This is a genomic window from Pseudophaeobacter sp. A-200-2 (assembly GCF_041008815.1).
Taxonomy (GTDB): domain Bacteria; phylum Pseudomonadota; class Alphaproteobacteria; order Rhodobacterales; family Rhodobacteraceae; genus Phycobacter; species Phycobacter gallaeciensis_A.
Window position 1 is genome coordinate 191,356 of the sequence record NZ_JAXGFU010000003.1, and the last position, 20,648, is coordinate 212,003.

General features: G+C 64.2%; 18 protein-coding genes. 10 read left to right on the plus strand and 8 right to left on the minus strand.

Annotated features, from left to right (window positions below; all coding sequences use genetic code 11):
* Positions 1 to 139: 139 nt before the first annotated feature.
* On the plus strand, positions 140 to 913 hold the full coding sequence (gene truA / locus SM766_RS05830) for a tRNA pseudouridine(38-40) synthase TruA (protein ID WP_368947353.1): 774 nt from the start codon (positions 140 to 142) through the stop codon (positions 911 to 913).
* A gap of 332 nt (positions 914 to 1,245) precedes the next feature.
* Here truA and SM766_RS05835 read toward each other — a convergent pair whose 3' ends face one another.
* Positions 1,246 to 2,061, minus strand: a complete 816-nt coding sequence (locus SM766_RS05835) for a thioesterase family protein (RefSeq protein ID WP_368947207.1) — start codon at positions 2,059 to 2,061, stop codon at positions 1,246 to 1,248.
* A gap of 5 nt (positions 2,062 to 2,066) precedes the next feature.
* Positions 2,067 to 3,302 (minus strand): acyl-CoA dehydrogenase family protein, encoded by a 1,236-nt coding sequence (locus SM766_RS05840; RefSeq protein WP_368947208.1) that lies wholly within the window; start codon positions 3,300 to 3,302, stop codon positions 2,067 to 2,069.
* Positions 3,303 to 3,425: 123 nt separating this feature from the next.
* Here SM766_RS05840 and SM766_RS05845 point away from each other — a divergent pair, with 123 nt between their 5' ends.
* The gene (locus SM766_RS05845) at positions 3,426 to 4,361 is read left to right on the plus strand and encodes a 2-hydroxyacid dehydrogenase (protein ID WP_368947209.1); all 936 of its coding nucleotides are present in this window, start codon (positions 3,426 to 3,428) and stop codon (positions 4,359 to 4,361) included.
* Positions 4,362 to 4,380: 19 nt separating this feature from the next.
* Here SM766_RS05845 and SM766_RS05850 read toward each other — a convergent pair whose 3' ends face one another.
* From SM766_RS05850 to SM766_RS05860, 3 genes are read right to left on the minus strand one after another with little or no spacing between them, the layout of a single operon-like run.
* Positions 4,381 to 4,881 carry a flavin reductase family protein gene (locus SM766_RS05850; protein ID WP_274827701.1) on the minus strand — a complete coding sequence of 167 codons (501 nt, stop codon included), beginning with the start codon at positions 4,879 to 4,881 and terminating at the stop codon, positions 4,381 to 4,383.
* A gap of 9 nt (positions 4,882 to 4,890) precedes the next feature.
* Positions 4,891 to 6,126, minus strand: coding sequence for a styrene monooxygenase/indole monooxygenase family protein (locus SM766_RS05855; protein ID WP_274831339.1), 1,236 nt, complete (start codon positions 6,124 to 6,126; stop codon positions 4,891 to 4,893).
* 38 nt (positions 6,127 to 6,164) lie between these two features.
* Complete coding sequence (locus SM766_RS05860) at positions 6,165 to 6,941, minus strand: SDR family oxidoreductase (RefSeq protein ID WP_274827699.1); 777 nt, start codon at positions 6,939 to 6,941, stop codon at positions 6,165 to 6,167.
* 182 nt (positions 6,942 to 7,123) lie between these two features.
* Here SM766_RS05860 and SM766_RS05865 point away from each other — a divergent pair, with 182 nt between their 5' ends.
* From SM766_RS05865 to SM766_RS05895, 7 genes are all read left to right on the plus strand, one after another.
* Positions 7,124 to 8,191, plus strand: a complete 1,068-nt coding sequence (locus SM766_RS05865; protein WP_368947210.1) for an AraC family transcriptional regulator — start codon at positions 7,124 to 7,126, stop codon at positions 8,189 to 8,191.
* Between the two features lie 220 nt (positions 8,192 to 8,411).
* Positions 8,412 to 9,473: a C4-dicarboxylate TRAP transporter substrate-binding protein gene (locus SM766_RS05870; RefSeq protein WP_368947211.1), complete on the plus strand. Its 1,062-nt coding sequence runs from the start codon at positions 8,412 to 8,414 to the stop codon at positions 9,471 to 9,473.
* 121 nt (positions 9,474 to 9,594) lie between these two features.
* Positions 9,595 to 10,107, plus strand: a complete 513-nt coding sequence (locus tag SM766_RS05875; protein ID WP_274837619.1) for a TRAP transporter small permease — start codon at positions 9,595 to 9,597, stop codon at positions 10,105 to 10,107.
* A complete protein-coding gene (locus SM766_RS05880; RefSeq protein ID WP_065272635.1) occupies positions 10,107 to 11,447 on the plus strand; it encodes a TRAP transporter large permease in 1,341 nt (446 codons plus the stop codon). The genes SM766_RS05875 and SM766_RS05880 overlap by 1 nt, the downstream gene beginning before the upstream one ends.
* A gap of 18 nt (positions 11,448 to 11,465) precedes the next feature.
* On the plus strand, positions 11,466 to 12,290 hold the full coding sequence (locus SM766_RS05885) for an IclR family transcriptional regulator (protein ID WP_237028378.1): 825 nt from the start codon (positions 11,466 to 11,468) through the stop codon (positions 12,288 to 12,290).
* Between the two features lie 146 nt (positions 12,291 to 12,436).
* On the plus strand, positions 12,437 to 12,883 hold the full coding sequence (locus SM766_RS05890; RefSeq protein ID WP_274827696.1) for a PaaI family thioesterase: 447 nt from the start codon (positions 12,437 to 12,439) through the stop codon (positions 12,881 to 12,883).
* 48 nt (positions 12,884 to 12,931) lie between these two features.
* Positions 12,932 to 14,428 carry a class I adenylate-forming enzyme family protein gene (locus SM766_RS05895; RefSeq protein ID WP_368947212.1) on the plus strand — a complete coding sequence of 499 codons (1,497 nt, stop codon included), beginning with the start codon at positions 12,932 to 12,934 and terminating at the stop codon, positions 14,426 to 14,428.
* 28 nt (positions 14,429 to 14,456) lie between these two features.
* Here the strand turns inward: SM766_RS05895 and SM766_RS05900 are convergent, their stop codons facing one another.
* From SM766_RS05900 to SM766_RS05910, 3 genes are read right to left on the minus strand one after another with little or no spacing between them, the layout of a single operon-like run.
* Positions 14,457 to 15,665 carry an efflux RND transporter periplasmic adaptor subunit gene (locus SM766_RS05900; protein ID WP_368947213.1) on the minus strand — a complete coding sequence of 403 codons (1,209 nt, stop codon included), beginning with the start codon at positions 15,663 to 15,665 and terminating at the stop codon, positions 14,457 to 14,459.
* 7 nt (positions 15,666 to 15,672) lie between these two features.
* Positions 15,673 to 18,036 (minus strand): ABC transporter permease, encoded by a 2,364-nt coding sequence (locus tag SM766_RS05905; RefSeq protein ID WP_368947214.1) that lies wholly within the window; start codon positions 18,034 to 18,036, stop codon positions 15,673 to 15,675.
* Positions 18,037 to 18,040: 4 nt separating this feature from the next.
* On the minus strand, positions 18,041 to 18,748 hold the full coding sequence (locus SM766_RS05910; protein WP_368947215.1) for an ABC transporter ATP-binding protein: 708 nt from the start codon (positions 18,746 to 18,748) through the stop codon (positions 18,041 to 18,043).
* A 223-nt stretch (positions 18,749 to 18,971) separates the two neighbouring features.
* Here SM766_RS05910 and SM766_RS05915 point away from each other — a divergent pair, with 223 nt between their 5' ends.
* Positions 18,972 to 20,579, plus strand: a complete 1,608-nt coding sequence (locus tag SM766_RS05915) for an acyl-CoA synthetase (RefSeq protein ID WP_368947216.1) — start codon at positions 18,972 to 18,974, stop codon at positions 20,577 to 20,579.
* Positions 20,580 to 20,648: the final 69 nt, after the last annotated feature.

The window sequence follows — 20,648 nt, forward strand, 5'->3', positions numbered from 1 at the left end:
GCTTTGTCGCTCCGGCGGCCCGGCCGCTCAGCCCAAGATAGGCAGGCTCCGATCAGGATACCAGTGCCCGATGCAGCTGGCAAAGGCCCGTCGGGGCAAAGGACTTGCCTTGCGTCCAACACCGCGCTACTGCCGCGCCATGCCGCGTTTTGCTCTCAAAGTCGAATATCATGGGGCGCCCTTTGCCGGCTGGCAAAGGCAGAAGGAACACCCCTCTGTGCAGGGGGCGATCGAGGCTGCGCTGGCGCGGCTGGAGCCTGGGGATCACACCATCGCAGCCGCCGGACGTACCGATGCCGGAGTGCACGGGCTGGGCCAGGTGGCGCATTGCGATCTGCAGAAAGACTGGGACCCCTTCCGCCTGTCAGAGGCGCTGAACTTCCACCTGAAGCCCAATCCGGTCGCCATCACCTCCTGCGCAAGGGTCGCCGATGACTGGCACGCGCGGTTCTCGGCGGTAGAGCGGCAATACCTCTTCCGCATCCTGATGCGCCGCGCCCCGGCCACCCATGAGGCAGGCCAGGTCTGGCAGGTGCCGCATGATCTTGATGCCGAGGCGATGCAGCAGGCCGCAGATCACCTGATCGGGCACCACGATTTCACCACCTTCCGCTCCACCATCTGCCAGGCCGCCAGCCCGGTCAAAACCCTGGACGAGCTGACGGTGGAACGGGTCGCGGGCTTCACCGGACCGGAAATCCATTTCCACGTGCGCGCCCGCAGCTTTCTGCACAATCAGGTGCGCAGCTTCGTCGGCACGCTGGAACGGGTCGGCGCAGGCAGCTGGTCCCCCGCCGACGTAAAGGCAGCACTTGAAGCCCGCGATCGTGCCGCCTGTGGCCCGGTCTGCCCGGGACATGGCCTCTATCTGGCCCGCGTCGGTTACCCCGATCCGGTCTTTGCCGCCGAATAGCCCAAACGCCCCACCATGGCACGAGGGGACAGGCTCCCGCGCCTTTTCCCTGAAACACAGATGCCAAGCAGAGCCTTGGGCCGGGCGCCGCTGACGCGGCGCGGTTCCGAGCCTCACGCGCCGGGTCAAGGGCGGCTCTGCCGCCGCGCGGCACGCGCGGTTTACCCTTGAGGCGGCATTTCAAACTCACAATCGAAGGCGCGCGTTCAGGGCAGACCTGCCCCTGAACCGCTTCCCCAGCCCCCCTGCGCCGCGCCAGCGGCGCCACGCCCAACTGTGCGGAGCATTCGCAGAATGCTGCAAACAGGCGGGAGCGCTCACCCGCCGCAACTTCAGGAGGGCGGGTGCAGCACCAGGGTCTGCAAGGCGGTCGCGACCGGCCCTTTGGTGTCCTGCAGGACCGATTGCGACATGCCGATGCCGGTGCCGTGCCAATGCGACACGGAATCGGAGGCCAGCCAGTCGCTTTCCGGGGCGCGGTGCACATGCAGGGTCAGGTCCGTGTTCATGAAGCCCATTTCGGCCGGACGCGCGTTCCAGGAAATGCCATTGCCGCAATCGGCAAGCGCGCAGAGCGACTGGATCGGCGACTGCTCCTCTCCCTCCAGCAGGGTCGTCGTGCGCATCCACATCGCCTTAGGGCCAGGGCCAAAGCCCGCCCCCGGTGGATAGGCAACATCCAGAAACTGCCCGAAATAGGGCCTGTCGTGCAGCCCGGCGCCGATGGTGAAATCGCCGGGCGTGGCCTCCTCCAGCCGCAGGGGCGTGACCGGCGCCGTCGGCACCTGCCCCAGATCCTTCTCGACCAGATGCATCGAAGAGGCCCGCACGCAGAGCGTCCCGTCGTCATCGTGGACCGTCACCGAAGTGGTTGCCAGCGTCCGGGTGTGGCGGGTGGTTTCCGCCGCCACCCAAAGCCCCGCCAGCGGCAGGGGGCGCAGGATGTCAAGAGTAAGCCGGGTCAGCATCTTGCCCGGCCCCACCGCCTGCTCTGCCGCCCGCGCCACCAGCCCGGTGACCGGACCGGCGTGGCAATGATCCGGGGACCAGGGGCCCCGGGCCGGGTCATTGCCGACAAAAGCGCCATCGGCGCGCTGGGAAAAGAACGGCGCCGCCGACAGGGCGTTTGACGACTGCGCCTTTGACATCAGCCTCAGACCTTTTCCTGCGTGTATTTCTTCAGCTCGGTCCGTGCCACCTGACGGCGGTGCACCGCATCCGGCCCATCGGCAAAGCGCAGCGCCCGCTGCCAGGTCCAGCCCATGGCCAGCGGCGTGTCCTGAGAAATGCCCTGACCGCCGTGCATCTGCATCGCCTCGTCCAGCACCTTCAGCGCAACCCGGGGGGCAACCACCTTGATCTGCGAGATATGCGGCGCGGCAGCGCGCGCATCGCCCTGATCCATCATCCAGGCGGCCTTGAGGCACAGAAGCCGCGCCATCTCGATCTCCATACGGCATTCTGCGATGATATCGTAGTTGGCCCCCAGCTGCGCCAGCTTCTTGCCAAAGGCTTCTTTTTCGAGCGAGCGGCGGCACATCAGCTCCAGCGCCGACTCGGCCTGACCGATCGAGCGCATGCAATGGTGGATACGGCCCGGCCCAAGGCGCCCTTGGGCGATTTCGAAGCCGCGTCCTTCGCCAACCAGCAGGTTCTCGGCCGGAACGCGCACGTTGGTAAAGCGCAGATGCATGTGGCCATGGGGCGCATCGTCGTGGCCAAAGACCTCCATCGGGCGCAGGATCTCGATGCCCGGCGCATCGGCAGGCACCACGATCATCGAATGGCGCCCGTGTTTCGGCAGATCGTCACCGCCGGTTTTCACCATCACGATATAGACCTTGCAGCGCGGATCACCTGCCCCCGAGGCCCAGTATTTTTCACCGCTCAAGACATAGTCATCGCCATCGCGCACGCAGGACATGTCGATATTGGTGGCATCGGAAGATGCAACTTCCGGCTCGGTCATCAGATAGGCGGAGCGGATTTCCCCCTCCAGAAGCGGCGCCAGCCATTCCTTCTTCATCTTTTCGGTACCGTAGCGCTCGAAAACTTCCATATTGCCAGTATCGGGGGCTGAACAGTTGAACACTTCGGAGCCCAGCGGCGTCTTACCCATTTCCTCGGCAAAGTGGGCATATTCCACGGTGGTGAGGCCAAAGCCACGGTCGCTGTCGGTCAGCCAGAAGTTCCACAGACCGGCAGCTTTCGCCTTGGCCTTCAGCCCTTCAAGGATCTCTGCCTGACGCTCGGTATAGGCCCAGCGGTCGCCCTTGCCGATCTCAGCCTGGTATTCGGCCTCCAGCGGCATGATCTCATCGCGCACCATCGCCGCGACCCGGTCCAGCAGCTTGCGGTTCTCGTCCCGCATCCCAAAATTCATATCCATGACCTTCCTCCCTGCGCCTTTCGCTTTGGCTGAAATCATGGCTTAGTCGCGCGAACGCTGTCCAGCACTGTGACGGAACGTAACAGGCTGACGGTACGGAAGTAACGGAAGGAAACAGAGCGAATGGCACTACTTATCAGCATCGGACATGGCGGCTGGTTCACCGAAGAAGAGCTGGCAGAAGAGCTGCGCGCGCTCAGCCCCGGCGCGGATATCCGCCCGGCCTCAAACCCTGGCAACCTGGATGAGATCACCATGCTGGCCGTTTCTTCGCTGAAAACCGACATCGCCGCACAGCTGCCCAATCTGCAACTGGTGCAGAAACTGGGCGCCGGGGTCGAAACCATCGTCAACCACCCCACCGTGGCGCCGCATGTGCGCGTGGCACGGCTGAAGCCGGAAGAACCCGCGCGCGAAATCGCGGAATACTGTCTCGCCTATATTTTGCGCGAACAGCGCAATCTCCTGCATCACGCGGCGGCGCAGGCCCGGGCTGAATGGGATTCGGTGGCCCCGAAACGCACCCATATGACAACGGTCGGCGTTCTTGGCCTTGGTCATATCGGCGGGCTGACCGCGCGACTGATGGCGAGCCTTGGCTTTCAGGTTCACGGCTGGAGCCGCTCCCCCAAGGAGATCGAAGGCATCACCTGTCACCACGGCGCAGAGGCACTGCCGCAGATGCTGGGCCAATGCGATTATGTCTGCGCCATCCTGCCCTCGACCGCCGATACGCGCGGATTGATGGATGCGGAGTTGCTGGCGGCGATGAAACCCGGCGCGGTGCTGATCAACGCCGGGCGCGGCGATCTGATCGACGAGGCCGCCCTGATCGCAGCGCTGGATCGCGGCACGCCCGGTCATGCGGTGCTGGATGTCTTGTGCACGGAACCCCTGCCCCAAGATGATCCGCTATGGCGCCACCCGCGTGTGACCATCACCCCGCATGTGTCGGGCTGGCATCTGGGGGATGCACTGGGGGATGTGGTGGAGAACCTGCGCCGCCTTGGCACCGGTGATGCGCTGCTGCACGAGGTGGACCGGGCGCGCGGTTACTGACGCGCCCGAAAACCAGTGTTCAGATCGGGGCCAGACATTGGAACCCCGACCGTTCATACAGCAGCGGCTCGCCATCGCCGTGGGCGATATCGGTGATCTCGCCGATGAATACCGTATGGCTGCCCGCCTCGGTAGCTTCGCGTACCTCGCAGGAAAAACACAATAGCGCAGAGGCAAGGCGTGGCAGGCCGCGGGAGTCCTCCTGCCAATCGCCCTCGGCGAATTTCTCTTCGCCGGTGACCCCACCCTGCCCCGCGAATTGCAGTGCCAGCAGGCCATCGGGTTTGGCCAGCAAGTTGACATTGAACCGCCCGGTGTCCCGGATCGCGGCGCCGGTACCGGTGGCGCGGTTGACGCAGACCAGAAGGCTGGGCGGCTCTGCCGAAACCGAACAGACGGCGGTGGCGGTGATACCCCGGCGCTCCCGGCCCGCATCTGGCCCCGACAGGGCGGTGATCACCGTCACCGCCCCCGGGAACCGCGCCATCGCCGAACGGAAGCTGGCTGGATCGACGCTCATGCCCATGCCTCAGGCCGCCTGCAATTGCGACAGATAGGCCTCTGCCGCCTGCGGATCGGCGAACCACGGGAAGAAGTCGCGCGGATCGTCGAACCCGTTGGTGATCCGGTTGGCCAGACGCGGCTCTGCGCAGGCGGTGCCCATGATGTTGAGCACATGCGGCGGCGGCGGCAGCAGCATCATGTTGGTCCAGTTCACCACCCATTGCGCATAGTCCCAATAGGCGTTGAAGGTGCCCTGCATCCAGGCCTCGTCAAAGGGCAGATCATCCCGCGCCAGGATCCGGTCCATATAGACCTTGGCCGCCTTGGAGGCGTTGTTGGAGCCCTGCCCGGTGATCGGATCGTTGAGGCAGACCGCATCGCCGATGCCCAGAACCTTGGCGCCCGAGGGCAGCGTCGCCACCGGTTTGCGCACCGTCGGCGGGAAGCGGCCCGCGAGGATGCCGTTGTCGTCGGTCAGTTCGATATCAGTGCACCGCTCGGCCTCCCACGGCAGGAAGGTCGACAGGATTTCCTTGGATTTCGCCAGATGCTGCTCGGGGGATTTCACATCGCCCCAGCAATCCATCGGACCACCCGGCACGCCTTCAAACACCATGATCTCGCACGGACCGGTGGTGGTCAGCGCCGGGAAGACGAAATATTCGCCAACGCCCGGGATCAGGTTGAAACAGACCGCCGAATGATCGGGGCGCGGGGTCATGCCGGTGACATAGGTCAGCGCCAGCGCCCGCATCGGTTTGTCATAGGGGGATTTTTCCGCGTCGCGTTCGAACAGCCGGCCCACGTCGCCCTTACCCGAGGCGACCAGCACCAGATCGTCTTCACGCGCATAAAGCTCCAGATCGCTGATGCCGGCTTCCTTGATGACCAGCTGGCCGCCGAGGCGTTCGAATTCCTCCAGCCAGACCGGGATCTTGACCCGCTGGTCCACCGAATAGGCAAAGCGGTCCAGCCGCCCGGTCCAATCGATCGCCTTGGCGCCTGCCTCTTCGGGGTGCGGCACGGCAAAGGAAATGCCTTCGACCGGGGGGCACTGGTCCTCGGTCCAGAAATCGATACCGAGATCGCGCTCGTTCTGTACCGATTCGCCAAACATGCACTGGCTGGACATGACGCGGCCGGTCTTGATGTCTTCGGCGGTGCGGTTCTGCACGATGCGGACCTTGTAGCCCTGTTTCAACAGGCCAAGCCCCAGTTGCAGTCCGGACTGGCCGCCACCGATGATGGTGATCTTTCTCATGGTTGTTACTCCCTGTCGGTTTGTTTTTATGCGCAGGCTCAGGCCATCAGCTGGGCGATGGCTTCTTCGTCGCGTTCCGGACCCATCGCGGTATAGCCGCCGTCGACGCGGATATCGGTGCCGGTGATGAAGCCCGCCTCATCCGAGCAGAGGAACAGCACCGAATTGGCGACTTCCTCGGGGTTGCCGGTGCGCCCCAGCAGGTGGAACGGCTTGGCCACGCTGTCGGTTTTCTCCCGGTCGCCGCCGGTCAGCTCATCCATGATGTTGGACCAGGTCCAGCCGGGGCTGACCGCGTTGACGCGGATGCCATCGGGGGCCAGATCCATCGCCTGATTGCGCGTCAGCTGCAGGATTGCCGCCTTGGACACCGGATAGAGCCAGCGACCCTTTTGCGCGACACGCGCCGAGATCGAGCCGAAATTGACGATGGCGCCGCGGTTCTTGGCCAGTTCTTCGCGCGCGGCTTGCATTAGCATGACCGAGCCGACGATGTTCACATCAAGGCTTTCCAGCCACTCGGCGCGGGTCGATTCCGCGCCGTTGTCGAGGTAGGAACAGGCCACGTTGACCAGAAAGTCGATGCGCCCGAATTCTTTCTTGGTGGCCGCGACCAGCGCCGCGATGTCATCGTCCTCGCGCAGGTTGGTCTTGCAAAAGGCGATGCCATCCGCGACCAGCGCCTGACCTGCCTCTTCATTGATGTCGGCGATCATTACCTTTGTGCCCGCGGCGCGAAACGCCTGTGCGATGGCTGCGCCGATCTTGGTGGCGCCGCCTGGAATGATGGCAACCTTGCCGTCCAGTCCCTTCATCTGTCATATCCCTGTCGTGCTGTTGTGGTTCTTGTGCAGTTGTGAAAGACAGGTTTCCCGCCGCATCGGTCTCCGGCTATCCGATAGGCGCAGCCATTATCCAAAAAACGAAGAAATCTGCGTCGCCCTAGGTGGAATGGCGGAACCCGTGCTATGCAGGGGCAGGTTCAACAGGACGACAGATGCCAGGCCCGCAGGAGACATTCCGGGAACCGGCAGTACCGCTTGCGCGGTTTGCGCGGTTCCGCACCCACGATCTGGACGAGGCCCGGGAGGCCGTCGGCCGCATTTTCTGTCCGCATCAGCTCAATACCATCGGCAAGGCGCCATTCCAGGCGCGGCATCACCATGTGCCAGGGGAGCGCGTGTCGCTGAACTATATCGAATATGGCGCCAAGACGCAGATCGCACCGGGATGTCTGGATCAGTTCTATCTGGTGCAGATCCCGGTCAGCGGCAGCGCCGCCATCGTCAATGGCGCCGATCGCTATACCAGCGATGCGGGGCGGGCAGCGGTGCTGAACCCACACCGGGAAACCACGATGATCTGGGAGGAAGGCTGCAAACAGCTGCTGCTGCAGATCAGCCGCCGGGCGCTGACCGCCCACGCCAATGCCAATCTCGGCCTCGCCACCGATCAACCCATCGCATTCGAAGGGGCGCTGGATCTGACCAGCCCCGCCGGGACCCGGCTGCTGCGCTTGGTGCATCTTCTGGTGGCGGATGCGGAACAGGCGCGGGATCCTGCCCTGCCCCCCAGCGCCCCATTCCCTGCCCCGTCCGCCGTTTCGGCAAATCCCAGCCCGCTGCTGACGCATTACATGGAAAACACGGTGATGACCGGCCTGCTGGAGGCGCATCGGCACAACTATTCCGGCCAGCTGCGGCGGGTGACCTCTTCGGTCATTCCCGGCCATGTGCGCCGGGCGCAGGCCTATATGCTGGCCAACCTCGACCGCCCGCTGGATATCGACGAGATCGCCGCCTATGCCGGGGTCAGCGCGCGCAACCTGCAACTGGGGTTCAAACGCTTCCTGTCGATGGCGCCCATGGCCTATCTGCGTGACATCCGTCTGCAGCGGGCACACGAGGATCTGCTGCAGGGGCGGCGCGAGGCCAGCGTCACCGAAGTGGCCGAACGCTGGGGCATGACCCATCTCGGGCGGTTCTCACAATACTACAAGACACGCTATGGGTGTACCCCACAGGAAACGCTGAAGAACGCTCGCGCCCGCGACTTTCTCGGCTGAATTTCCACCCCTTTCCCGTTTTCCATTGGATTTCTGCAGGTTTGAGGCTGAGGCCTTCCGCCTGCACCCTCAGTGCTGCGATGCAGCAACTGACCTTGCGTCAGCCGCCTGCGCCAATCGACACAAGAATCCTGTTGCCTTTCTCCCCATGATCAGCCAAGAATTTCCCTATATCGGAACTTAATTCTACATAGTGGAATATCTCTGGGAGGAGACCGTCATGAATACCCCGTTTAAATCACGCCTGAAATCCGCCCTGCTGCCCGCTGCGCTGATGGCCTTTGCCGGCGTTGCTTCGGCGCAGACCACCCTGATCCACGGCGAGGCCGGCCCGAATCGCGGCGCCCGTGCCGCCGCGCTGCAATGGTTCGCCGATACCGTCGGCGAGACCTCGGGCGGCGATCTGAAGGTGGACGTGCAATGGGGCGGCGCCCTGTTCAAGGCCAATGCCGCCGTGCAATCCATCGGTGACGGCGTTGCCGACCTCGGCACCGTGATCGCGGTCTACTATCCGCAGGAAATGCAGTCCTATGGCATCGCGGATCTGCCGCTCGACAACCCGGACGCCTGGGTCGGCATGCGCGCCACGGATGAGCTGATGCGCTCTTCCCCGGTGATTGCCGAGGATCTGGCCAAGAAGAACCTCGTTTACATCGGCACCTTCACCACCTCAGCCGTGCACATCGGCTGCACCGGCGATGCGATCCGTTCGGTCGAAGACATCAAGGACCGCAAGATCCGCGGCACCGGCGCCTACGGCAAGGTCTTTGGCGAGCTGGGCGGCAACATGGTCAACATGAGCATCTACAAGGCCTATCAGGGTCTGGACACCGGTCTGCTGGAATGCTCGCAGGGCTATTCCTACGCTGTCACCGCCCTCAAACAGCAGGAAGTCATGGACAACTACACCCTGCTGAACTGGGGTCAGGTCGGCGGTCTTGGTATCCTGATGAACAAGGACGTCTTTGACAGCCTTTCCGAAGACCAGCAGCAGGTCCTGCTGGATGCCGGTCGCGGCATGGCGGATGAATTCGGTCGTCTGATCACCACCGCGAACGATGCTGCCATCGATACCATGAAGGAAAAGGGTATCGAGGTCTTCACCCTGCCCGAGGAAGAGCGTGCCAAGCTGGTCGCCGCCGGTACCAAGCACATCGACGCCTGGGTTGAGCAGATGAACGCATCCGGCATGGACGGTGCGGCCCTCTTGGAGGAATACCGCGGCCTGATCGCCAAATACACCGAAGAGCGTGACAGCAAGGGTTACCCCTGGACCCGCTAAACCGTAGGTCCCGCCTCCTCATGACTGGTGGCAACACCACACCGGGACCAACGACTGCGGGGGCGGGCCTCTTGCCGCCCCCGCTTTTTCTCCTGCAATGCCTGACCCACACGAGGCTCTGATGCTGAAAGCACTGGAAACTTTCCTGCTGAACCTTGCGGTGGCAGCCGTCATCGCCCTGGGGCTGATGATCACCGCCAGCGTATTTTCGCGGGCCATCTTCAACGTGGCCCTGCCCGACACGATCGTCATCGTGCGCGAACTGATGGTCGCCGCCATCGTGCTGCCGCTGGCCGCTGCCACCCTGGCGCGCAGCCACGTAGCGGTCGAATTCCTCGCCAACCGCCTACCGCCCCGGGCACAGGCCTGGCTGGCGGTCTTCGGCTCAATCGTAGGTCTCTTTGCCCTGATGCCGCTGATCTATGCCGGCGGGCGCGAATTTGCCCATAACTTTACCTCGGGCGGGTTTTTCTACGGCGATCTGGAACTGCCGAAATGGCCCGGCCGCCTGATTTTCCTGATCGGGATTTCCCTGTGCTGGCTGCGCCTTCTGGTGCTGGTGGTGCAGGACATCCGCGCCATCCGCGCGGGCGATTACAGCTTTGCCGACACACATGCCGAGGGACTGGACTGATGGACGCCTCTACGATTGGGCTGATTGCCTTTGCCGCCGTTCTGATCCTGCTGGCGCTACGGGTGCCGATCAGCTTCACCCTTGCCGCTGTTGCGGCCGTCGGCACCTTCTGCATCTTCGCCTTCCGCACCGGCACCTTCATGCCGGAACGCGCAATCCGAGCGACCACCTCGATGGTGTTCTCCAACTCCTTCGACCTTATTCACTCCTACGATCTGTCGATGATACCGTTGTTTATCGCTCTGGGGCATATCGCCTATAAGGCCGATATCACCACGCGGATCTACCACGCAGCGCGGGTCTGGCTGTCGGCGGTGCCCGGCGGCGTTGCCATGGCCTCGGTCATGGGCTGCGGCGGCTTTTCCGCGATCACCGGATCGTCGATTGCCTGCGCTTCGACCATGGGCCGGATCTGCACGCCGGAAATGCTGCGCATGGGCTATGACAACCGCCTGGCCACCGCATCGGTCGCAGCGGGCGGCACCCTGGGATCCCTGATCCCGCCCAGCGTTCTGTTCATCATCTACGGCATCTTCACCGAAACCTCGATCAACCGGCTGTTCGTCGCTGGCATCCTGCCCGGTCTTCTGACCCTCGCCGGTTTCGTTCTGGTGATCTTTATCTGGGTCAAACGCGACCCGGCAGCCGCCCCGGTGGACACGGCCGAAATTTCCTACGCCGACAGGTTCCGCGCCGCAGCGCTGGCCTGGCCTGCCTTCGTGCTGTTCATCGTCATCATCGGCGGCATCTACGGCGGCATCTTCACCGCGACCGAAGCAGCGGCTGTCTGTCTCAGCCTTGCAGTACTGATCGGTGTGCTGCAGCGCAAGCTGACCCTGACCTCGATCTGGGAAGCCTTCCGCGAAACCTGCCTGCAGACCGCGTCGATCTTCTTCATCGCCGCTGGGGCCAAGATCTTTGTCGCCTTCGTGGCGCTGACCGGCGTCGCCCCGGCGATTGTCGATGTGGTGACCCAGGCCGAACTGTCGGTGTTCTGGCTGCTGCTGTCGATTGCGCTGATCTACCTTTTGCTGGGCATGTTCCTCGATCCCATCGGGATCATGGTTCTTACCCTGCCGCTGGTGGTGCCGCTGGTGGAAACCTACGGGATGGACCTGATCTGGTTCGGCGTCGTGATCATCAAGCTGTTGGAAATCGGCCTGATCACCCCGCCGGTGGGTCTCAACGTCTTTGTCATCGCCAATGTGGTGGGCAAGGACGCGCCGATCGACCGGATCTTTGCCGGAATCGCACGGTTTCTGTCCGTCGACGTCATTGTCCTGATCCTTCTGATGGCCTTTCCCGCGATTTCGTTGCTTCTACCGAACTCGATGATGTAATCCGGTCTGAAGCAAAACATGACGGGATTGACACATATGGCCAAGGAAGCTCCGACGGATCGCCGGTTTGCAACCACCCTGGCGCGCGGGATGAGTGTTCTGCGCGCCTTCAGGCCCAGCGATGACGGGCTCAGCAATCAGGAACTGTCCGAGCGCACCGGTCTGCCGAAATCCACCGTGTCGCGGCTGACCTTCACCCTGCAGGCGCTTGGCTACCTGTCGCATGGGCACCGGCATGACCGGTATCGCCCCGGCCCTGCCCTGCTGGCCCTTGGCAATGTGGCGGCGGCCTCGGTGTCCTTCGTCGATACCGCCACCGACATCATGCAGCCGCTGGCGGATGAAACCGGCACCCTGGTTCTGATCGGGGTGCGAGACGATCAGAAGATCCTGCTGACCAAGACCTGGCGCCCGCATCAGGCGTCATCGATCTGGCTGGAGGTCGGTCACCGTATCCCGCTGACGCATTCCTCCTCGGGGCAGGCCCAGCTTGCGGCCCAGTCGGACCGGGAATTCGCCAGCTACGTCGACACCTATGGCGAAATGGTCGAGGATTCCGACGTCACCGTAGCCAGCCTGCGCGAGGATGCCTATTCGCAGCTGGTCGCCCGGGGCTTCGTGATCGCCGGGCACGGGCTGCGCTATGCCAGTACGGTCAACGCGGTCTCCGTGCCCTTCCGCAGCCATGAATTCGACGAGCCCGTAGTCTTTACCTGCGGCGCCACCCCCGAGATGCTGACGGTCGAGCGGATGGAGAACGAAGTGGGACCAAAACTGCAGGCCGCCGTGCGTACGCTAGAGCGAATGACAGGCAAAAGTCCGGCGCTTGTCCAACGCGGGTAATTCCGCATATCAGAATTGTATTTTATTTATTGAAATGATCGACGGCCCTGCTAAGGTGCCGCAAAATCGGCTGCGCGCGCCCGTGTTGTGCCCGCATCATGCCCGCGACCGGCGCAGTCCAGCCCCCGCAGACCAAGGAGCCTTCAATGTCCACTGACGACCTGATCATCCATTCCGAAACCGGCCCGCAGCGCCTGATCGGCTATGTTCTGGACGTCAGCAACAGCGCAGGTGATGGCGGCGCGCGCTGCTGGCTGGACCTCAACGAAACACACCTGAACCGCCACGGAGTTCTGCACGGCGGCATCGCCACCACGCTGCTGGACAGCGCCAGCGGCGCCACCGGCTCAATGAGCGTCGATCCCACGGGACGCGCGCCGTTTCTGACCATCTCCCTGACCACCCAGTTCATCGCCCCCGCCTATGCCGGACGGGTTACCGCAACCGGGCAGATCACCGGCGGCGGGCGCAGCACCCTGTTCATTTCCGGGCGGCTGGAGGCCGAGGACGGCACCCTGATCGCCACCTCGAACGGGGTCTTCCGCCGGGTTCCCACCGACCGGCTGAACGGCGGCTCTGCTGCCAAAGACTGACCCGCACGCACCGCTCCTGACACTCACTTTTGACCCCGGACCCAGCCCATGACCAACTATACCCGCATCCACGAAATCGTTGAGCATTGGGCCGTGACCTCTCCCGAGGCGCTGGCTCTCATTGATTTCGACGGGCGCCCGCTGAGCTATGCCGAATTGCAGCAGGCCAGCAAGGACGCCGAGGCGGATCTGCGCACCGAAGGCGTGGCGCCAGGGGACCGGGTTTTGATCGTGTCGGAAAACGCGGCGGCGACTGTGGCTTTCCTGTTTGCCTGCAGCCGGATCGGCGCCTGGGCGGTGCCGGTCAATGCAAGGATGAGCGCGGATGAGATCACCCGCGTCACCTCCCATGCCACACCGCGCGTGATCGTCCTGACCACCGCCTCGTCAAAGGACGCCGCCGCCCATGCGCTCCGGCTGGAGGCACAAAGCCGTTATGGACTTTATGGTCAGGTGGCCATTGCCGTGGCTGGTCCCAGCGCGCCGGAACCGGTTCAGGACGGGCCGGAGCAGATCGCGGTCATGCTCTATACCACCGGCACCACCGGCGATCCCAAGGGCGTGATGCTGAGCCATGCGAACCTGCTGTTTGCGGGACAAGCCTCGGCCAATCTGCGCGGGATCAAGCCCGGCGATCAAGTCTATGGCGGACTGCCTGTCGCCCATGTCTTTGGCCTGGCCTCGATGATCGTTGCCTCGGCCCGCGCCGGGGCTGCAGTGCGGCTGCAGGCCCGGTTCACGCCCGCCGCCCTTTATGAGGCGCTGCAGGATGGCGTCACCGTGCTGCCCGCCGTGCCTCAGATGCACGCGCTGCTGATGCAATACGCCCGCGAGCAGGGCGTCAGCAAACTCGAAGGCAGCAAGCTGCGCTATGTCTCCTCCGGGGCGGCGCCGCTGGACCCGGCCTGGAAACGCAACGCCGAGGCCTTTTACGGTCTGGCGCTGCAGAACGGTTATGGCATGACCGAATGCACCGCCGGCTTGTCGGCCACCACCAATTTGATCGGCGATCCCGACACCAGCGTCGGCACCGCCCTGCCCGGTACCGAGGCCCGCATCAAGGACGGCGCCGAAACCGGCGAGATCGAGGCCCGTGGCCCGCATGTCATGGTCGGCTATTACCGCAACCCCGAGGCCACCCGCGCCACCATCGACGCGGATGGCTGGCTCAGCACAGGTGACATCGGCCGGTTCGATGAACAGGGCCGGTTGCATATCGTCGGGCGCAGCAAGGAAATCATCATCCGCTCAGGCTTTAACGTCTACCCGCAAGAGGTCGAGGCAGCCCTGAACGATCACCCCGCCGTGGTACAAAGCGCCGTGGTGGGCCGCGCGGCGGATGGCAATGAAGAAGTGCTGGCCTTTGTGCAGGTGGCCGATCTTGCTGCCACCGATGAGGCCACGCTGAAGGCGCATGTGGCCGAGCGGCTGTCGGGCTACAAACGCCCCTCGCGGGTGGTTCTGACCCTGCAGCTGCCTGCTGCCCCGACGGGCAAGATCCTGAAGCACAAGTTGATCGAAACCTTCGCAGCGGATCTGAACTGAGCCGCCACTGCGGTCAGCCCAGCATGGTTCAACTCTGATCCGGGCGCGGCGCGATTGCGCTGCCGTCCGAAATCAGGTCCGAAGGGTGCAGGATGACCTGATCACCGGGGGAGAGCCCTTCCAACACCTCGGCGCTGCGGTCGTTGCGGCGGCCCAGCCTCACAGCTTTGCGCCGGGCGATGCCCGCCTCATCGACAAAGACCGCCCAACCTGCGCCCTGACGGAATACCGCGCTCAGCGGCACCGACAGGACATCCATGCCTTCCCATTCGACGATGCGCAGGAAGACGGCATAGCCGTCGCCCATGCCCGCGTAGTCTTCGGGCGCAGAGGTCAGGTCGAGGATCACATCGACCCGCTGTTCCTCGATCCCGAGGGCGGAGACCTTGGTATAGGCCGCCGGTTCGATGCGCCGCACCCGCGCTTCCAGCAGCGCATCGCGGCCCCAGCGTTCCACGATGGCCCGGTCGCCTTCCTTCAGCCGCACCGCATCGGTGGACAGAAGATCGGCAACGATCTCCAGATCCTCGGGGTCCCCGATGGAGATCAGCCGGGTTCCGGCCAGCACGGTCTGTTCGCTCAGCACATCGACGGTCAGCACCTGCCCCGACATCGGCGCGGTCACGGTCAGGCAACAGGTCTGTCCCGCCTCAGCGGCGCCGGGTTCGATCAGCGCGGCGCGGGCGCGGTCCAGCGTGCCCTTGGCCATTTCCAGCGCCGACACTGCCGCCGTCATCGCCGCCCGGTCGATATGCAGCTTCTGTTCGAGCTCCTCCAGCCGGGTGCGGGAAACCACGCCGCGCTGCACTAGCGTATCGGCGCGGCGGAATTCGCTTTCCGACAGGGTCAATGTTTCCGAGGCCTGGCGCATCTTGCTGCGCGCCACCGCCAGTCCTGCCTCGGCCTCGCGCACGGCGGCCTCGGCCTCGGCCTGACTGCGCGCATCGAGCAGATTTGCGGCGGCGGGCGTCAGCACGGCCACCACGGTTTCCCCGGCCACCACGCTATCCCCTACCCGCACCGGCGCGCGCTGCGCGGTGCCAGTGATCGGCGCCGCGACATCGTAGATTTCGCGGATGCGGGTCTTGCCATCGGCATTGACCGTCACCTGCAAAGGCCCGGTGCCGATCTGGTGCAGATCCACCGCCACGGGATCGGTCCGCATGGCGACAAAGGCCAAGGTTCCGGCAACCAGCGCCGCCCCTGCGGCCATGACAACGGTTCGTGTTCTCAGCATCGTCTTTCTACTCCCGCGTTTTCATGACCTGGACCAGATCCAGCCGGTCCAGACGCCGCCGCACCAACAGCACCGACACCAGCGCCGCCCCCAGCACCACAAGGCTGGCCGTGGCAAAGCCCGCCGGTTTCAGTACCAGTGGAATCGAATAGAGGTCACTGGACGATCCATGTGCCAGCAGCGCCGCAATCCCCGCGCCCAGAAGCCATCCGGCCGGCTGGGCCAGCAGCGCCAGCAGCATGGTCTCCCCCACCAGAATGAAAGAAACCTCGGCCCGGGTGAAGCCCAGGATGCGCAGGCTGGCCAATTCGCGGGCGCGTTCGGACATCTGGATGCGGGCGCCGTTATAGGCCACCCCGACCGTGATCAGCACTGCGATCACGCCATAGACCGTGGTCATCACGATAACATTCTCACGGATGGTTTCGCGGAACGATTGGCGGATCTCGCTCATCATGCTGAGCCCGCTGAGCGAGGGCGTTTCCTTCAGCAGGGCGTGCAGCTCTGGCACCGCGTTCTGATCCAGCCGCAGATGCGCCACGGTGATGCGCGGCGCCTGCCGCAGCAGTGCGCTCAACGTGTCGAGGTCCATATAGGCACCGATGCCGAAGTACTGTGTCACAGTGCCCGAGACCCGCACCATGTGCGTTTCGTTGCGCCCGCCCTTGAACTCGACCTCGATCACATCGCCCGCGCGCGCCTCCAGCTGCCCGGCCAAACGTTCGGACAGCAGGATGCCACCTGCAGGCGGCTCCACCACCCGGCCGTCGCCATCCAGAATGCGGGCCAGGTCGGCGCCGGGGCGGCGGGCCTCGATCGAGATATCCTTACTGAGATGACCATGGCGCAGCACCGCCGCCTGATAGAACTGCCCCTCGGCCTGCAGCACGCCGGGCAGGTTTGCCACCTCAGGCAGGGCCGTTTCCGGGATCTCGGGCGTAAAGATCAGCGCCGCATCCTGCCGGTTCGCTTGATAGAAAGAGGTCTCCATGATCTCGTCCAGCGCGTCCTGGAAAAAGCCCGAGGCCACCAGCACCGACACCGCCAGCGACAGCCCCAGAATGCTGAGCCCCGAGCGCACCGGCCAGCGCACCAGACTGCGCAGGATCATCATCACCGCCTGCGAGGGACGCAGCCGGGTCAGCATCCGGTCCAGAAGATTGCGTTTGAACCGGGGCGGCGCGGGCGGCGACATCGCCACCGCGGGCGCCATACGGGCCACATGCAGCGCGCTTTGCGCCGCGCCAAGACCCGCGGTCAGCAGCGCCAGCACCCCGGACAGCGCATAGGCATCAAGCCGCGTGTGAAAGATCAGATAGGGAAATTCGAAGAACTGCGCATAGATCTGCGCCAGCGACCGCGACAGCCAGGTGCCCGCAGCCCAGCCAATGAGCACCCCAAGGCAGGCGATCAGACCAGCCAGCAGCAGATAATGCAGGCAGACCTCATAGTTGGAATAGCCCAGCGCCTTCAGAAGACCGATCTCACTGCGCTCCAGCAGCACGATCCGCCCCACCACCATATTGACCAGAAAGGCGGTGATCCCAAAGAAGATCGGCGGCAGGATCAGCGCGGTATTGCGCAGTTCGCTCAGCTCGGCGTCGATGAACTGATCCGACAGCTGCAGATCGCGGCCATGCGCGCCAAGCCCGCCATAGGGCGCCAGAATATCGTCGATCCGGTCAATCACCTCATCCTGCCGGGCGGCGGGGTTGAGCTTGACCGACAGGCTGTTGAAGGCGCCCTTCATATCAAACGCCGCTTCGGCCACCCGTTCCGGCAGCCAGATAATGCCAAAGGTTTCATTGTCCGGCAGCAGCGCACCGGGCCCCAGAGTATAGATGAATTCCGGCGACAGCACCGTGCCAGTCACCCGCAGGTCGCGCCGCTGGCCGTTCAGGTTGGCGCTGAACCGGTCGCCGGGACGCAGCCCGTTGGCGCGGGCAAAGGGATCATTGATCGCCACCTCGTCCGAGGCATCCGCATCCGGCAGGCGCCCACTCCGCAGGAGTGGCACGTTGAGCAACGGCCCGCCGTTGCCGGGCAGCGACAGCACCAGCCCCGTCACCGTCTCGACCTTCTCCGGCAGATCGAGGATGGCGTAGTGTTCGACCCGCGCCTCGGCAGCGCGCACACCGTCGATGGCCTGCACCCGCCCCATCTCGTGATCCGGCACCCGCGTTGCGCGGGCAAAGACATCGGCAAAGCGGTTTCGCTCGTAATAGGCGGCGCGGGTGTCATCCAGAGCCCGCTCCATGCCAAAGGCCATCAGCAGGATTGAAACCCCGCAGGCCAGCACCAGTGCAATGGCCAGCGCCTGCGCCCAAAGACGGCGGAAACTGCGCAAGAGTTTGAGATCCAGCGCCTGCATCGCCCTACCACTCGATCTCGGCAGGGGCGAGCCGGGTGGCGTTTTCCTCCACCAGACGGATCTTGCCATCCTGGAACCAGATCACCCGATGCGCCATCTGCCGGATCGCGGCATTGTGGGTGATCACCACGGTGGTGGTTCCGGTGCTCTCGTTGATGCGGCGCAGCGCCTCCAGCACCTGCACCCCGGTCTTGCTGTCGAGCGCCCCTGTGGGTTCATCGCACAACAGGATCTCGGGGCGTTTGGCGATGGCGCGGGCAATGGCGACGCGCTGCTGCTCGCCGCCGGACATTTCCGCCGGGAAGTGATCCATGCGGCTGCCCAAACCGACCTCTTTCAGCGCCTCTTCTGGCGACATCGGGTCGCGCGCCACGTCCGTCACCAGCTGCACGTTTTCCCAGGCGGTCAGACTGGGCACCAGATTGTAGAACTGAAAGACAAAACCGACGTGATCGCGCCGGAACCGGGTCAGCCCCCGGTCGCCCATGCCCGTCAGCTCCTGATCGCGGAACCAGACGCGGCCGTCGGTGGCGTGATCCAGCCCGCCAAGAATGTTCAGCAGCGTGGATTTGCCACTGCCCGACGGCCCCAGCAGCACCACCAGCTCACCAGCGTATAGTTCAAGATCGACCCCCGCCAGCGCATGCACCTTTTGCTGGCCGGTATCATAGACCTTGGTCAGGTCCTTGGTTCTGAAGACGACGTCGGGCATGTTCACCTCTTGGCCCCCATCGATAGGGGCGCGGCGCGCCCTGAACTTTGACATGGCTCAACCCCGAATACAAAGCCCCGGCAGATGGGCCCCCTACCGTTGCAGCCACAACGCCCCCCTTGCCCTGCAAAAGGCACGCAACGTGACGGAGGGTTCTGCCCGTCCAAAGGCTTGACGCCCCGGCGACATCGGGCAGGATCTCGCCAGAACCAGGGAGGACAGAATGACAACACAGACCGAAGCGGAGCTTACCGCCACCATCGCCCGTGCCCGCAGCCAGCAGCTGGGCGATCTCTTGCGCCGCAGCGCCGCCCGCACGCCGCAGAAGACCGCGCTGGTGTTCCGCGGGCAGCGCGACAGCTTTGCCGAACTCGATGCAGCGGTGAACCGCGCTGCCAACGGTCTGGCCGCGCGCGGCATCACCAAGGGCGACAGGGTGGCGCTCCTGTCCCACAACAACCGCGCCTTCGTGGTGTTCCGACTGGCTCTGGCACGGCTGGGGGCGGTGACGACGCCCGTCAACTTCATGCTGAACGCCGAAGACGTGGCCTATATCCTGGATCACTCCGGCGCCCGGGCCATCATCGCCGAGGACGCGCTCTGTGCCACTGCCGATGCGGCGCTCGCCCAGCTGGAACAGCCGATGCTGTTCCGCCTGTCGATTGCCCATGCCGCCGACGCGGTTCCCGCAGGCTGGGAAGCCGCCGAGACCGTGCTGGAGCATACCGACGACAGCGCGCCGTATGTGGAGATCGCAGGCGGTGATCCGATCCAGATGATGTATACCAGCGGCACGGAATCCCGGCCCAAGGGCGCGCTGCTTTCCTCGGACGCGCTTTATGCGCAATACGGCAGCTGCATCAGCGATGGAGAGATGGCTGCCGACGACATCGAGCTGCACTGCCTGCCGCTGTTCCACTGCGCGCAGTTGGACTGTTTCCTGACACCCGACATGTATCTGGGTGCCACCAGCATCCTGATGGAGGCCGCCGATCCGGGCAAGATGCTGGAAGCCATCGCCGCCGAGGGCGTCACCAAACTGTTCTGCCCCCCCACCGTCTGGATCGCGCTGCTGCGCCACCCGGATTTCGACAAGACCGACCTCAGTTCCCTGCGCAAGGGCTATTACGGTGCCTCGATCATGCCCACGGCAATCATCGAGGAGCTGACCAGCCGCCTGCCGAACCTGCGCCTGTTCAATTTCTACGGCCAGACGGAAATGGCCCCTGTCGCCACCATCCTGCTGCCGCATGAACAGCTGAGCAAGCTCGGCTCGGCCGGTCGGCCCGCGCTGAACGTCGAAACCCGCGTGGTCGATGACGATGGCAACGACCTGCCCGTTGGCGAAGTCGGCGAAATCGTGCACCGCAGCCCGCATCTGATCCTTGGTTACTACAAGGATCCCGCCAAGACCGCCGAAGCCTTTCAGGGCGGCTGGTTCCATTCCGGCGATCTGGGCCGTTTTGACGAGGAAGGATACCTTTATGTGGTCGACCGCAAGAAGGACATGATCAAGACCGGCGGAGAAAACGTCGCCAGCCGTGAGGTGGAGGAATGCATCTTTCACCACCCCGCCGTGGCCGAGGTCGCGGTCTTTGGTATTCCGCACCCCAAATGGATCGAGGCGGTAACCGCCGTGGTGGTGGCCAAACCCGGCGAAGACACCAGCATAGAGGCGCTTATGGACTATTGCCGTGAAAACCTGGCCCATTTCAAAAGCCCCAAGCATATCGCCCTGGTCGAGGCGCTGCCCAAGAACGCCAGCGGCAAGATCCTGAAGCGCGACCTTCGCATCGCATACGCGGGCGTCTTTGAAGAAGAGAGTGCCTGACCGGTAGAGCCAGGCCCCCAGACCCCGCCCGAACCACGGGCGGGGCGCCCCCCATCCGCATCCTCCATC